At 70.2% G+C, this 13094-nt stretch carries 16 protein-coding genes and 1 tRNA gene; 10 read left to right on the top strand and 7 right to left on the bottom strand.

All coding sequences use genetic code 11. The annotated features are described in order from the left end of the window. Window positions 1–20: 20 nt before the first annotated feature. The 5 genes from ABZ953_RS17545 (at window position 21) to ABZ953_RS17565 (ending at window position 3369) form a co-directional block, all read left to right on the top strand. Window positions 21–1025, top strand: a complete 1005-nt coding sequence (locus ABZ953_RS17545; RefSeq protein WP_361724350.1) for an iron ABC transporter permease — start codon at window positions 21–23, stop codon at window positions 1023–1025. Continuing rightward, on the top strand, window positions 1022–1819 hold the full coding sequence (locus tag ABZ953_RS17550) for an ABC transporter ATP-binding protein (protein WP_361723965.1): 798 nt from the start codon (window positions 1022–1024) through the stop codon (window positions 1817–1819). Before ABZ953_RS17545 ends, ABZ953_RS17550 begins: the two co-directional genes overlap by 4 nt. Before the next feature lie 66 nt (window positions 1820–1885). Further along, window positions 1886–1987, top strand: coding sequence for a putative leader peptide (locus tag ABZ953_RS17555; RefSeq protein ID WP_361723968.1), 102 nt, complete (start codon window positions 1886–1888; stop codon window positions 1985–1987). 137 nt (window positions 1988–2124) lie between these two features. Continuing rightward, window positions 2125–2403, top strand: a complete 279-nt coding sequence (locus tag ABZ953_RS17560; RefSeq protein ID WP_361723971.1) for a MoaD/ThiS family protein — start codon at window positions 2125–2127, stop codon at window positions 2401–2403. A 12-nt stretch (window positions 2404–2415) separates the two neighbouring features. Then, window positions 2416–3369: a cysteine synthase gene (locus ABZ953_RS17565; RefSeq protein WP_361723974.1), complete on the top strand. Its 954-nt coding sequence runs from the start codon at window positions 2416–2418 to the stop codon at window positions 3367–3369. Between the two features lie 112 nt (window positions 3370–3481). Here the strand turns inward: ABZ953_RS17565 and ABZ953_RS17570 are convergent, their stop codons facing one another. After that, window positions 3482–3967, bottom strand: coding sequence for a type II toxin-antitoxin system PemK/MazF family toxin (locus ABZ953_RS17570; protein ID WP_361723977.1), 486 nt, complete (start codon window positions 3965–3967; stop codon window positions 3482–3484). 199 nt (window positions 3968–4166) lie between these two features. Between ABZ953_RS17570 and ABZ953_RS17575 the strand changes: the two genes are divergently transcribed. Then, window positions 4167–4919 carry an MBL fold metallo-hydrolase gene (locus ABZ953_RS17575; protein ID WP_361723980.1) on the top strand — a complete coding sequence of 251 codons (753 nt, stop codon included), beginning with the start codon at window positions 4167–4169 and terminating at the stop codon, window positions 4917–4919. Between the two features lie 4 nt (window positions 4920–4923). Here ABZ953_RS17575 and ABZ953_RS17580 read toward each other — a convergent pair whose 3' ends face one another. The 3 genes from ABZ953_RS17580 to ABZ953_RS17590 all read right to left on the bottom strand — a co-directional run bounded on the left by ABZ953_RS17580 (window position 4924) and on the right by ABZ953_RS17590 (window position 8853). Next, entirely contained in the window at window positions 4924–5841 is a 918-nt protein-coding gene (locus ABZ953_RS17580; RefSeq protein ID WP_361723983.1) for a hypothetical protein, read from the bottom strand. An 88-nt stretch (window positions 5842–5929) separates the two neighbouring features. After that, window positions 5930–7207, bottom strand: a complete 1278-nt coding sequence (locus ABZ953_RS17585; RefSeq protein WP_361723986.1) for a PTS transporter subunit EIIC — start codon at window positions 7205–7207, stop codon at window positions 5930–5932. A 320-nt stretch (window positions 7208–7527) separates the two neighbouring features. Next, a complete protein-coding gene (locus ABZ953_RS17590; RefSeq protein WP_361723989.1) occupies window positions 7528–8853 on the bottom strand; it encodes a PTS transporter subunit EIIC in 1326 nt (441 codons plus the stop codon). 153 nt (window positions 8854–9006) lie between these two features. Here ABZ953_RS17590 and ABZ953_RS17595 point away from each other — a divergent pair, with 153 nt between their 5' ends. The 4 genes from ABZ953_RS17595 (at window position 9007) to rdgB (ending at window position 11443) form a co-directional block, all read left to right on the top strand. Further along, a complete protein-coding gene (locus tag ABZ953_RS17595) occupies window positions 9007–9351 on the top strand; it encodes a PTS glucose/sucrose transporter subunit IIB (RefSeq protein ID WP_361723992.1) in 345 nt (114 codons plus the stop codon). A 210-nt stretch (window positions 9352–9561) separates the two neighbouring features. Then, window positions 9562–10302, top strand: coding sequence for a ribonuclease PH (gene rph / locus ABZ953_RS17600; protein ID WP_361723995.1), 741 nt, complete (start codon window positions 9562–9564; stop codon window positions 10300–10302). 108 nt (window positions 10303–10410) lie between these two features. Beyond that, window positions 10411–10806, top strand: a complete 396-nt coding sequence (locus tag ABZ953_RS17605; RefSeq protein ID WP_361723998.1) for a hypothetical protein — start codon at window positions 10411–10413, stop codon at window positions 10804–10806. A 34-nt stretch (window positions 10807–10840) separates the two neighbouring features. Continuing rightward, the gene (rdgB, locus tag ABZ953_RS17610; RefSeq protein WP_361724001.1) at window positions 10841–11443 is read left to right on the top strand and encodes an RdgB/HAM1 family non-canonical purine NTP pyrophosphatase; all 603 of its coding nucleotides are present in this window, start codon (window positions 10841–10843) and stop codon (window positions 11441–11443) included. A 51-nt stretch (window positions 11444–11494) separates the two neighbouring features. On the opposite strand, the gene ABZ953_RS17615 is transcribed toward rdgB, so the two are convergent. From ABZ953_RS17615 to ABZ953_RS17625, 3 genes are all read right to left on the bottom strand, one after another. Next, window positions 11495–11571, bottom strand: a tRNA-Leu gene (locus ABZ953_RS17615). Between the two features lie 18 nt (window positions 11572–11589). Further along, window positions 11590–12432: an HNH endonuclease signature motif containing protein gene (locus ABZ953_RS17620; RefSeq protein WP_361724004.1), complete on the bottom strand. Its 843-nt coding sequence runs from the start codon at window positions 12430–12432 to the stop codon at window positions 11590–11592. Further along, window positions 12429–13049: an HNH endonuclease signature motif containing protein gene (locus ABZ953_RS17625; RefSeq protein WP_361724007.1), complete on the bottom strand. Its 621-nt coding sequence runs from the start codon at window positions 13047–13049 to the stop codon at window positions 12429–12431. The genes ABZ953_RS17620 and ABZ953_RS17625 overlap by 4 nt, the downstream gene beginning before the upstream one ends. Window positions 13050–13094: the final 45 nt, after the last annotated feature.

A 13094-nucleotide genomic window follows, 5' to 3' on the forward strand; every position in this document is an offset into this window, starting at 1 on the left:
GGGGGCGCCGACTCCTCACGCTGGCAGTCCTCACAGCCGCCCTAGCGGGAGCGACACTCGCCGGGCTGGCCCTAGGCTCCGTCCGCATCCCCCCGAGCCAGGTCATAGAGATCCTCACGGGAAGAGCGGAACCCTCCCCGTTCCGAACCATCGTCCTTGACGTAAGACTCCCCAGGGTCCTGCTCGGCGCAGCCGTAGGCGCCGGACTGGCAGTCATCGGCACCGTCCTCCAGGCCCTCGTCCGCAACCCCCTCGCCGACCCGTTCCTGCTCGGCGTCTCCTCGGGCGCCTCCGTCGGCGCGGTCTGCGCCATCGTGCTCGGGAGCGTCTTCGGCCTGGGCAGCGCCCTGTCGACCACCCTCACGATCCCGGCCGCCTCCTTCGCGGGCGCCCTGGTCTCGCTGGTCCTCGTCTACGCCCTGGCCAGAAGCGGTGGCGGCGGCTTCGCCACCGGCCGCCTGATCCTCGCGGGCGTCGCCGTCTCGTACATCCTGTCCGCGCTGACCAGCCTCATCCTGGTCACCGCCGACAGCGCGGACCACCTCAAGGAGGTCCTGTACTGGACGCTCGGCGGCCTCGGCAGCGCCCGCTGGGACATGCTCGCCCTGCCCTGCGTCACGCTGGTCCTCGGTACGGCCCTCCTGATGGTCATGGCCCGCCCCCTCGACCTGCTCCTCGCGGGGGAGGAGGGCGCCACCGTCCTCGGCCTGGACGCCGCCCGCTTCCGCGTCGGCGTCTTCGTGCTCGCCTCACTCCTCACCGGCGTCCTGGTCGCCTACAGCGGGGCCATCGGCTTCGTCGGCCTGATGGTGCCGCACGCCGCCCGCATGCTGGTCGGCGCCGCCCACCGCGCGCTGCTGCCGGTCGTCGCGCTGATGGGCGCGGTCTTCCTGGTCGTCGCCGACCTCGCCGCGCGCACCGTCGCCGCGCCGCAGGACATCCCCGTGGGCGTGCTCACCGCGCTCACCGGCGGCCCGTTCTTCCTGTGGCTGCTGCGGCGGCGCACCGAAGGAGTACCGGTATGACCCACCCGACCCGGCCCGCCGGCGCACTGCGCACCGAAGCACTCTCGTACGAGGTGGCAGGACGCCTCCTCGTCGACGCCGTCGACCTCACCGCCGCCCCCGGCGAGACCGTCGGCGTCGTCGGCCCCAACGGCAGCGGCAAGACGACGCTGCTGCGCTGCGTGTACGGCACGCTGCGCCCCACCGGAGGCCGCGCCCTCCTCGACGGCGACGACCTGCACACGCTCAGCCCCAAAGCGCGCGCCCGCCGCCTCGCCACGGTCCCGCAGGACGGTCAGGCGGCGTTCGAGCTCACCGCCCGGGAGGTGGTCGCGATGGGCCGCTCCCCGCACAAGCGGTTCTGGGAGGCGGACACGGCGGCCGACGAGGAACTCGTCACGGCGGCGCTCGCCCGCGTCGGCGTCGAGGAACTCGCCCACCGCGCCTTCCCCTCGCTGTCCGGCGGCGAGCGCCAGCGCGCCCTGGTGGCCCGCGCCCTCGTGCAGCAGCCCACCCTCGTCGTCCTCGACGAACCCACCAACCACCTGGACATCCGCTACCAGCTCGACATCCTCTCCTTCGTACGGGATCTGGGCACGACGAACCTGCTGGCCCTGCACGACCTGAACCTCGCGGCGTACTACTGCGACCGCCTCTACGTCCTGGACGGCGGCCGCCTCGTCGCCTCCGGGCCGCCGAAGGACGTCCTCACCGCCGAGCTGCTCGCCACCGTCTACGGCGTGACCGCCGAGGTCAGCACGCATCCGCTGACCGGCGCCCCGACCGTCGTCTATCTGCCGCCGCCCGCATCCTGAGCGAATTCCGTCCACCAGCTGAGATCACATTCCGGGATCCGGACCGGGAATCGATACGATGACCGCATGGTTCCCCACGACGTGAGCGAAAAGACGCCGGGCGCACTGCTCGTTGCGCGGCTGCACGTCGATCTGTGCCGCCTCGCCAGCGCGATCTGTACCCGCTGAACCGTGCCGCCGCAGGCCGTGGGCCGCGGCGCCGTACTCCGTACACCCACGTACACGTACACCCGGGCACCACCGCAAGCACCGCGTCGCCGCGCGCCCACCACCCGCACTTCTCGACCCCTGACAGGAGCCCCAGCATGGCCATCGAGGTCCGCATCCCGACCATCCTCCGCACCTACACCGACGGCGAGAAGGCCGTCCAGGGCAGCGGAGACACCCTCGCCGAGCTCTTCACCGACCTCGACTCGCGCCACCAGGGCATCGCCGAGCGCATCGTCGACGACGGCAAGCTGCGCCGCTTCGTCAACGTCTACCTCAACGACGAGGACGTCCGCTTCCTCGACGGCATCTCCACGAAGCTCGCCGACGGCGACAGCGTCACGATCCTGCCGGCCGTCGCCGGCGGCATGGTCTAGGCCCGCCCCCGGATGCCTCGCTACGACTCCCCGCTCGCCGCGGTCGGCAACACGCCGCTCGTCCGCCTGCCGCGGCTCTCGCCTTCGGAAGACGTCCGCGTCTGGGCCAAGCTGGAGGACCGCAACCCGACCGGCTCCATCAAGGACCGGCCGGCCCTCCACATGGTCGAACAGGCCGAGAAGGACGGCCGGTTGACGCCCGGTTGCACGATCCTGGAGCCGACCTCGGGCAACACCGGCATCTCGCTCGCCATGGCGGCCAGGCTCAAGGGCTACCGCATCGTGTGCGTCATGCCGGAGAACACCTCGCAGGAGCGGCGCGAGCTGCTCACCATGTGGGGCGCCGAGATCATCTCCTCCCCGGCGGCCGGCGGCTCCAACACCGCCGTCCGCGTCGCCAAGGAGCTCTCCGCCGAGCACCCGGACTGGGTGATGCTCTACCAGTACGGCAACCCGGACAACGCGGGCGCCCACTACGCGACGACGGGCCCGGAGATCCTCACCGACCTGCCGTCCATCACCCACTTCGTGGCCGGTCTCGGCACCACCGGCACGCTCATGGGCGTCGGCCGCTACCTGCGCGAGCACAAGCCCGACATCAGAATCGTCGCCGCCGAGCCGCGCTACGACGACCTCGTCTACGGCCTGCGCAACCTCGACGAGGGCTTCGTTCCCGAGCTGTACGACGCCTCCGTCCTGACCACCCGCTTCTCCGTCGGCTCCGCCGACGCCGTCACCCGGACCCGCGAACTCCTCCAGCAGGAGGGCATCTTCGCGGGCGTCTCCACGGGGGCCGCGCTGCACGCGGCGATCGGGGTCGGCAAGAAGGCCGTCAAGGCGGGGGAGTCCGCCGACATCGTCTTCGTCGTCGCCGACGGCGGCTGGAAGTACCTGTCGACGGGCGTCTACACGGCGGAGACGACCGAGGCGGCGATCGAAGCGCTGCAGGGCCAACTGTGGGCTTAGCCGCAGGTTGAGCGATGCAGGAGGGGCTGGGGCACAACCCAGCCCCTCCGGCGATTGAGGAGCGGGGTCTGGGGCGGAGCCCCAGGAGACGGCGCGCCGGGGACAGCCAGGGCTACCCGGCCAGATACCTCACCTGATCCCACACCACCGGATCCACCACCCCGGCCCGGCGCCGGAACTCCCCCAGTGGAACGTCCCGCAGCTCGTCCGTCTCCAGGAAGCTCGGGCGGCCCTGCGCGTCGCCCACCGCCCCCGGCGGCAGCGTGATCACGCCCCGCCGCTCGTCGTGGTACTTGCTGGTGATCTTCGCGACGCGGGCGCTCCGGCCGCGCACGGAGCCGCGTACGGAGCCGCGCACGGACAGGACCAGGCACGGCCGGTCCTTGCCGCCGGGGCCGTCCTCGTACGGGACCCGCGCCCACCAGATCTCCCCGGGCCGCGGCGCGGGCAGCCGCCCTCGGGGACCCCGCGGCGGACGGGTCCTGCCCGGCGGCCGGGAGCTGGACACGCGCGGACCGCGCCCCCAGCCGTCCACCAGTGTGACGACGAGCGCGAGCACCACCACGGCGGCGAGCGCCAGCCACCAGGACGTATCCATGGGGTCGACCGTACCGGCGCGCACGCCCCGCCGCCCACCGCGCCCCGAGCGCCCCAAGAGACCCCCGAACCGGTGACAGTGCAGGTGAGTTCCCCCACAACGGCCCGCGACGGAGGAGCGACCAGGCCTTTTGCGCCTTACGCTCGACGAACCGCACACCACCCCCCAGCTCTCCTGCCAGCGCGGAGGTTCCAGCTTCATGAAGCTCACCGTCGTCGGCTGCTCGGGGTCGTTTCCGTCCGCGGACTCGGCCTGCTCGAGCTACCTCGTCGAGGCCGACGGCTTCCGGTTGCTGCTCGACATGGGCAACGGTGCCCTCGGCGAGCTGCAGCGCCACATCGGTCTGTACGACCTCGACGCGATCTTCCTCAGCCATCTGCACGCCGATCACTGCATCGACATGTGCGCGTACTTCGTCGCGCGCTACTACCGGCACGAGGGCGGCCGCTGCGCCCCCATCCCGGTCTTCGGCCCCGAAGGCACCGAGCAGCGCCTGACCACCGCGTACGCCGACACGCCCTCCGCCTCCTCGATGAGCGAGGTCTTCGACTTCCACACGGTCAAGCCCGCCTCGTTCGACATCGGCCCGTTCGCCGTGCGCACCGAGAAGATGTGCCACCCCGTCGAGGCGTACGCCATCCGCGTCGAACACGCCGGGAAGTCCCTCACGTACTCCGGGGACACCGGGCCCTGCGCCGCCCTGGACGAACTCGCCGCGGGCAGCGACCTCTTCCTGTGCGAGGCCGCCTTCACGCACGGCAAGGAGAACATCCCCGACCTGCACCTGAACGGCCGGGAGGCGGGCGAGTCCGCCCGGCGCGCCGATGCAGGAAGGTTGCTGCTCACGCACATCCCGCCGTGGACGGACCCCCAGGCCAACCTCGCCGACGCCCGCGCCGTCTACGCGGGCCCGACCGGCCTCGCGGCGCCCGGCGCGACGTACGAGATCTGACGGCTCAGGCCCCGCGGTGCCCGCGGCCGCCCAGCGCCATCCGGTTCCACGTGTGGCGGCGGCCGCGGATCGCCACCGAGTAGTCGTACATGACCTCCGGGTCGCACATCCCCGGCAGGAACGAGTCCCCGAAGTGGTGGGCGTCGATGCCCACCTCCTTCGCCGTCAGGGCGAGTTGGGGCACCACGTTCGCGTGGCTGCCCTCCTGGCTGGTGCCGATCGCGCCCATCACCACCGCGCCCGCGTCCTGCACCGCCGCCACCGCCTGCGCGGCCAGCTCCCTGGTGACGCCCGGCAGCGTGCCCGGCAGGGGCAGCACCACTCCGTCGGCGCCCGCGTCCACCAGTGACGTCAGCCGCTCCACCGTCACCCGCTCCGGATGGCCCGCGTGGTGCATCTTGCCGCTCCACAGCGCCACGTCGTCGCCGAGCCCCGCGCGCAGCTCCTCGGTGACCCGCGCCAGACCCTCGTACGAGCCGCCCGTGCCCGGATTCGCCGTCAGGCAGAGCATCGCCGCACCCATGTCGACGAGGCGTTTGGCGTACTCGGGCTTGGCGCGGCGGATCTCGGGGACGTCGCCGGGCTCCAGGTTGATGCCGACGGGGCGGCCGATGTACGCGGCGAGGTCGGCGATGGAGGTGAACGTGCCGAGGCCCGGCAGGTCGAGGCGCTCGCTGTCCCAGGCGCGCTCGATGAGGTTCAGTACGACGATGTCGGCGCCGAAGGCCGCGACGAGCTCGGCGTTGTGGACGCCCGGCATGCCCGGCATCGGGATCAGGGCGGCGCGGTCGGCGAAGACCTCGGCGACCATGGTGCGGCCCTCGGCGGCGGCCACGGAGGCGGTCAGGGCGCGGCCGCGCAGGGCGGCGAGGTGTTCGCGGTCGAGGTCGAGGATGCGGGGGGTCTGCTGGTCGTCGCTCATGCCTCGACCGTATGCCGCCGGGCACGGCGAAGCCCCTCGCCGTTGGTACTCATGGCGAGGGGCTTACGTCACTCAGGTGCGGCGGAGGCTACTTGCCCTCCGCCTTCAGGAGCTCGGCGAGCTCCTCGTCGGACTCGCGGCCCGGCGTCGGCAGGTTGAACTTGGTGATCGCGAAGCGGAAGACCACGTAGTAGACCGCGGCGAAGCAGAGGCCGACCAGGGCCAGGCCCCACGGGTTCTTCGCGATGCCGAGGTTCAGCAGGAAGTCGACCGCGCCGGCCGAGAAGCCGAAACCGTCCTTCATGCCGAGCGCCCAGGTCAGCGCCATGGAGACACCGGTGAGCACCGCGTGGATCGCGTACAGGACCGGCGCGATGAACATGAAGGTGAACTCGATCGGCTCGGTCACACCGGTCACGAACGCGGTGGCCGCGAGGGAGAACATCATGCCGCCGACGACCTTGCGGCGCTCTGGACGGGCGCAGTGCACGATCGCGAGGCAGGCCGCGGGGAGCGCGAACATCATGATCGGGAAGAAGCCGGTCATGAACTGGCCCGCGGAGGGGTCGTGGTGCAGGAAGCGCGCGATGTCGCCGTGGTAGTCCACGCCGCCGTCGGTGTGCGTGCCCGCCTGGAACCACGGGAAGGAGTTCAGGAGGTGGTGCATGCCGACGGGGATCAGCGCGCGGTTGGCGACACCGAAGACACCCGCGCCGACGGCGCCCGAACCGACCAGCCACTCACTGAAGTTGTGGATGCCGGCGCCGAGGACCGGCCAGATCAGACCGAAGACGATGCCCACGACCAGGCCCGCGAAGGCGGACAGGATCGGGACGAGGCGGCGGCCGCCGAAGAAGCCGGCCCAGTCGGGCAGCTTGGTCCGGTAGAACTTCTGGTAGAGCAGGGCGACGATGATGCCCATGACCACGCCGCCGAGCACACCGGCGTTCACCGGCGCCTCGTTCATGACTATCTTGCCGTCCACGACGGAGGCGACCTTCGGCAGGTTCTTGTCCGTGAAGGTGGCGAGCACCTTCTGGAAGACCAGGTAGCCGGTGACGGCCGCGAGGGCCGTCGAGCCGTCCGACTTCTTGGCGAAGCCGATCGCGATGCCGACGCAGAACAGCAGCGCCATGTTGTCGAGCAGCGCGCCACCGCCCGCCGCCATGTAGCTCGCGAGCTTGTTGATGAAGGTCGGGAAGGACTCCTTGCCGAGCATGTCGTCCTGGCCGAATCGGACCAGGAGGGCTGCGGCGGGCAGCACGGCGACCGGCAGCATCAGGCTGCGGCCGATGCGCTGCATGACAGCCATCACGCCGGCGCCCTTCTTCTTGTCGGCCGCGGGAGCGGAACTGGCCGTGGACACAACTTCCTCCAGTGGGCAAGGCGCCGCCTGGGGACATGGAAGTGGGGGACGGCGGCGTCTCCGGGGGACGCGGCGAGAAGGCCGCGTGGTCTACACCAATTACTGGTGTAGACCTGTTGTAGCACGGTGAAGGTGACGTAAGGAACCCGTGATTCCTGTGGGGTCGGCCATATCCGGATATGACAGACCAAAGACCCCCGGACCCGAGGTCCGAGGGCCGCTAAGCGGAATGCGAAGAGCCTGCCCCGTGAGCTCCCTGAGCTCTCCTCTGCTTCCCTCCGCTTTCCTTCGTTTCCGTTCGCTTGCCTCCGCTCCGGAAGCTACGCCTTCGTCTGCTCCCTGTCCAAAGCCTCTGCCTCTTCCTCCGGTTCGCGTCCCGGGGTGTGCAGATCGAACTTCGTGATGACGAAGCGGAATAGCGCGTAGTACACGACGGCGAAGCACAGTCCGATCGGGACGATCAGCCATGGTTTGGTCGCCAGACTCCAGTTGATGACGTAGTCGATCAACCCCGCCGAGAAGCTGAAGCCGTCCTTCACGCCCAGCGCCCACGTCACCGCCATCGACACACCGGTCAGCACCGCGTGGATCGCGTACAGCAGGGGCGCGATGAAGAGGAACGAGTACTCGATCGGCTCGGTGATGCCCGTGACGAACGACGTCAGACCGACCGAGAGCATCAGGCCGCCGACCACCTTGCGGCGCTCCGGGCGCGCGCAGTGCGTGATCGCGAGCGCCGCGGCGGGCAGCGCGAACATCATGATCGGGAAGAAGCCCGAGGTGAACTGGCCCGCCGTCGGGTCGCCCGCGAGGAACCGGTTGATGTCACCGTGCACCATCGTGCCGTCCGGCTTCGTGTAGTCGCCGAACTGGAACCAGACGAACGTGTTCAGGAACTGGTGCAGGCCGACCGTGAGCAGCGCGCGGTTGGCGACACCGAAGATGCCCGAGCCCAGCCAGCCGAGATCGACGAGCCACTTGGAGAAGCTGGTCAGCGCGTCGCCGATCGGCGGCCAGATCCACACGCAGAGGCCCGCGAAGATCAGGCCGACGAAGGCCATGATGATCGGCACGAGGCGGCGGCCGTTGAAGAAGCCGAGCCAGTCCACCAGCTTCACCCGGTGGAAGCGCTGCCAGAACCAGGCGGCGAGCAGCCCCATCACGATGCCGCCGAAGACCCCCGGATTCTGGTACGCGGCCTGTGCGACCGTCCCGTCCTCCGCCACGCACACCCCGCTCCACATGCCCGCGGCGCCGAACGTGGTGTCCTGCGGGCAGTCGTCGGGGAAGGCGCGGAGCACCGCGTAGAAGACGAGGAAACCCGCGACCGCCGCGAGCGCCGTGGAGCCGTCCGACTTCTTCGCCATGCCGATCGCGACACCGATGCAGAACAGCAGCGGCAGGCCGAGGGAGGAGTCGAGCAGCGAGCCGCCCGCTCCCGCGAAGACCTTGGCCACGCCCGTCCAGCCGAGGCCGTCCTTGCCGAACACGTCGGGCTGCCCGAGCCGGTTCAGGATGCCCGCGGCGGGCAGGACCGCGATGGGCAGCTGAAGGCTGCGGCCCATCTTCTGCAGGCCCTGGAACAGGCCGTTCCACCACATCTTCTGCGGCGCCTTCTGCGGCACCGCTGCGGCTGGGGAACTCATCGGCGTCCCTCCCGGAACAAGCCAGGTTTGGCGGTCGTTGAAAAGTGGTGTAGACCAGTTGCGGAACGGTGGGTGTGCCATCCGGTGGGGACGACACCTTGATCGTCATCATTGGGTACGACTGCCGTAACCGCCCGCGAAGATGGTCCAACCGTGCGTTACCGTGACAAAGCGGACCGACGGTGGGTCGAACGCCGCGACGATGGCTGCACCCCCGGGAGCGACCCCGGACCCCCCAGCCGTGAGAACAACAGGGAGAACACCATGGCCAGCAAGGCTGAGAAGATCGTTGCCGGGCTCGGCGGCATCGACAACATCGAAGAGGTCGAGGGCTGCATCACCCGCCTCCGCACCGAGGTCAAGGACCCCGCCCTGGTCGACGACGCCGCGCTGAAGGCCGCGGGCGCCCACGGCGTCGTCAAGATGGGCACCGCGATCCAGGTCGTCATCGGCACCGACGCCGACCCGATCGCCGCCGACATCGAAGACATGATGTGAGTTCCTGAACTCACCGTCCAAGGGGCCCCGACCTGCTCGCAGGACGGGGCCCCTCGGCGTCAGCGATCAAGCCCGTCCGGCGTTTGAGGACGAGCGCGAAGCGCGACAGGGAGGGCGACGTGGAGGGCGACGTGGAGGGCGGCGTGGAGGGCGGCCGCAGCCCTCACGTGCGGGGGACTCCGGGCCCTGCTCAAAGGCTAGGCTCAACGCATGTCCTCATCGCCCCGCATCGACGGCCGCACCCCCGAACAACTCCGCCCCGTCACCATCGAACGCGGCTGGAGCAAGCACGCCGAGGGCTCCGTCCTCATCTCCTTCGGCGACACCAAGGTCTTCTGCACCGCCTCCGTCACCGAAGGCGTCCCGCGCTGGCGCAAGGGCAGCGGCGAAGGCTGGGTCACCGCCGAGTACTCGATGCTGCCCCGCTCCACCAACACCCGCGGCGACCGCGAAGCCGTCCGCGGCAAGATCGGCGGCCGCACCCACGAGATCAGCCGCCTCATCGGCCGCTCGCTGCGCGCCGTCGTCGACTACAAGGCACTCGGCGAGAACACCATCGTCCTCGACTGCGACGTCCTCCAGGCCGACGGCGGCACCCGCACCGCCGCCATCACCGGCGCCTACGTCGCCCTCGCCGACGCCGTCACCTGGGCCCAGGGCAAGAAGCTGATCAAGCACGGCCGCCAGCCCCTCACCGGCACCGTCAGCGCCGTCTCCGTCGGCATCGTCGGCGGCGTACCGCTCCTCGACCTCTGCTACGAGGAGGACGTCAGGGCCGACACCGACATGAACGTCGTCTGCACCGGCGACGGCCGCTTCGTCGAGGTCCAGGGCACCGCCGAAGCCGAGCCCTTCGCCCGCAAGGAACTCAATGCCCTCCTCGACCTCGCCGTCGGCGGCTGCGAGGACCTCGCCACCTTCCAGCGCGAGGCGCTCGAAGCCACGCGATAGTCACTGGGGCACGGCAGGCAACCAACAACCCCTCGCTGGGCGTTGTAACAAGTACGGGCGCACGGGCAGAACCGCGCGCCCGTACGCACCCCGGGGAGGGACCGAACCATGGCCGCGCGCCACCGTCGTATCGTCACCGCTGTCGCCACAGCACTCATCGTCCTGCCGGCCGGCCTCGGTCTCACCGGCTGCGACGCCGTCTCCAAGGCCCTGGACTGCGTCCAGACCGCGGACGCCATCGCCGACAGCGTCACCGACCTCCAGCAGGCCGTCGAGAACGCCGGCGACAACCCCGCCGAGGCGGACCGCGCGCTCGACAACATCGGCAAGAACCTCGACAAGATCGGTGAGAAGACCGACGACACCGACGTGAACAAGGCCGTCGACGACCTCGACGAATCCGTCGACGACGTCCGCCGGTCCATCAAGAACGGCGATGCCACCCCCGATGTCGGCCCGATCACCGACGCGGCGGGCGAGCTCACCAAGGTCTGCACGCCGTGACGGGCGCGGGCCGCTCCCCGGGATACTGGGGGGCATGACCCGCCTCATCCTCGCCACCCGCAACGCCGGGAAGCTCACGGAACTCAACGCCATCCTCGCCGACGCGGGCCTCGCCCACGAGCTCGTCGGCGCGGACGCGTACCCCGAGATCCCCGACGTCAAGGAAACCGGCGTCACCTTCGCCGAGAACGCACTCCTCAAGGCCCACGCCCTGGCCAAGGCCACCGGCCTGCCCGCCGTCGCCGACGACTCCGGCCTCTGCGTCGACGTCCTCGGCGGCGCCCCCGGCATCTTCTCCGCCCGCTGGGCCGGCCGCCACGGCGACGACCAGGCCAACCTGGACCTGCTCCTGGCCCAGCTCGGCGACATCGCCACGGAACACCGCGCGGCCCACTTCGCCTGCGCGGCCGCCCTCGCCCTCCCCGACGGCACGGAACGCGTGGTCGAGGGCCGCCTGCGAGGCGTACTCCGCCACACCCCCGCAGGCACGGGCGGCTTCGGCTACGACCCGATCCTCCAGCCGGAGGGCGAGTCGCGCACGTGCGCGGAGCTGACAGCAGCCGAAAAAAACGCGATCAGCCATCGCGGCGAGGCGTTTCGGGGGTTGGTGCCGGTGGTGCGGGAGTTGTTGGGCTGACGCACGGACGCCGAAGGCCCGGATCGCGGAGTGCGAGCCGGGCCTCGACGGTGGTACGCCCGGTCGGATTCGAACCGACAAACACGTCGCCCTAAACGACGCCGCTCAGCCAGTTGGCGCACGGGCGCAGGACGAAGCACAGCCTACTATCCTCGTGGGCTCGACCGGGTGCGGTTGCCGAAGGTCGCCGTCTGGCTGTGGCACGACGGGCAGAGGTACCGCAGATTTCCGGGCCGGTTGTCCAAACGGTCCCCATTCACGTGGTCGATCTCCAGGACCAGCCGCTTGCCCTGCCAGATCTCACCGAGCCCGCATTCCGCGCACCGGCGTGGAACACGGGACTCGTCGAGGGCTCTGCGCAGAAGGCGGGTCCGCGTACGGGGCGAGCCGTCGTCGAGGCGGACCAGGATCTGGGCGGCGCTCTTCGTCGTGGCCGGGCGGAGGCCGATGCTGTGACCCTGCCCCACGAAGTGCTCGGTCGAGAGCCCGTACTCGTCGATGCTGCGCTTGGCCCTGGCACGTCCGGCTTGTCCGAACGCGGGAAGCCCGAGCCGTCTCATCAGGTCGGCCAGGCCGTGAGAGGCGGCCACGGCGCGGGTGAACTCCTCCTCCGGAAACAGTGCGGTGCTCTGAGCAGCGCGGGGCGTGACGAAGTGGCCGGTGTCGATGCCGAATTGCCGCAACTTCTTCGCGACGTGCCCGTAGGGCCCGTCCTCCGGCGGAATGCCCATGTGGACGAACATCTCGCGGATGCTGGTCGAGCAGGCCGCCGCTCGTGCAAGGACCTGCTGGGAGTACGACCGCGACGGCCGCTCGGGCAGTGCTTCCGCCACGAAGTGCGAGGTGTCGACGGCGTAGTGGATGAGTCGCTCACGGAGGTACGAGCGAGGTCCACTGCCCATGGGGGCGCCGAGGCGGCGCATCAGATCGACGAGGCTGGTGGAGACGGCCGCCGCCGTCACCAGCGATTCACGTGGGTACTTGCTCATGCCGCCCTCCGCTTGCGGCCTCGGTATGTGTCTGTCACCGCGTGGCAGTTGGGGCAGAGGAGACGGAGGTTGTCCGCCCGGTTGTCCCACCATTCCCCGTTGATGTGATCGACCTCCAAGCGGAGCGGGCGTCCGTTCCACTCCGTGCCGATCGCGCATTGGGCGCACTGCTCGGCCACACCGGTCCGCAGCAGTGCGCGGCGCAGCCGCTCACCCGGAACTCGTCCGGCTGCGGGGTCCCGAAGCGCGAGGACACCACCTGCCGCTCCTGGTTTCCTGGGACGGCCCGGGAGGAAATGCGAGGTGTCGATCCCCAGCTGTGCGATCCGGCGGCTGATGTGCGTCTGGTTGCCGCCGACGTTGTTGATCCCCAGCCGCCGCACCACATCGCGGATGCTGTGGGAGTCAGAGACCGCCGTTCGCAGCAGTTCCTCGGTGTGCCGCACCCCTCGCTGAGGAAAGTGCGAGATGTCGATCCCCGCTTCCAGCATCTTCTGTCGCACATAGCGCTTGCTGCACGGTGTGGGCTCACCCCCACACCACCGCACCGCCTCATCCCAAGTACCCGTCTCCCGAGCCGCCTCCTCCAGCAGCTCGCGGGTGTATCGCACCGTCATGCCACCCCTCCCCTCCCGGCCACGCGTTCGCAGCCCCGTACGGAG

The organism is Streptomyces sp. NPDC046465 (assembly GCF_040646035.1).
GTDB lineage: Bacteria > Actinomycetota > Actinomycetes > Streptomycetales > Streptomycetaceae > Streptomyces.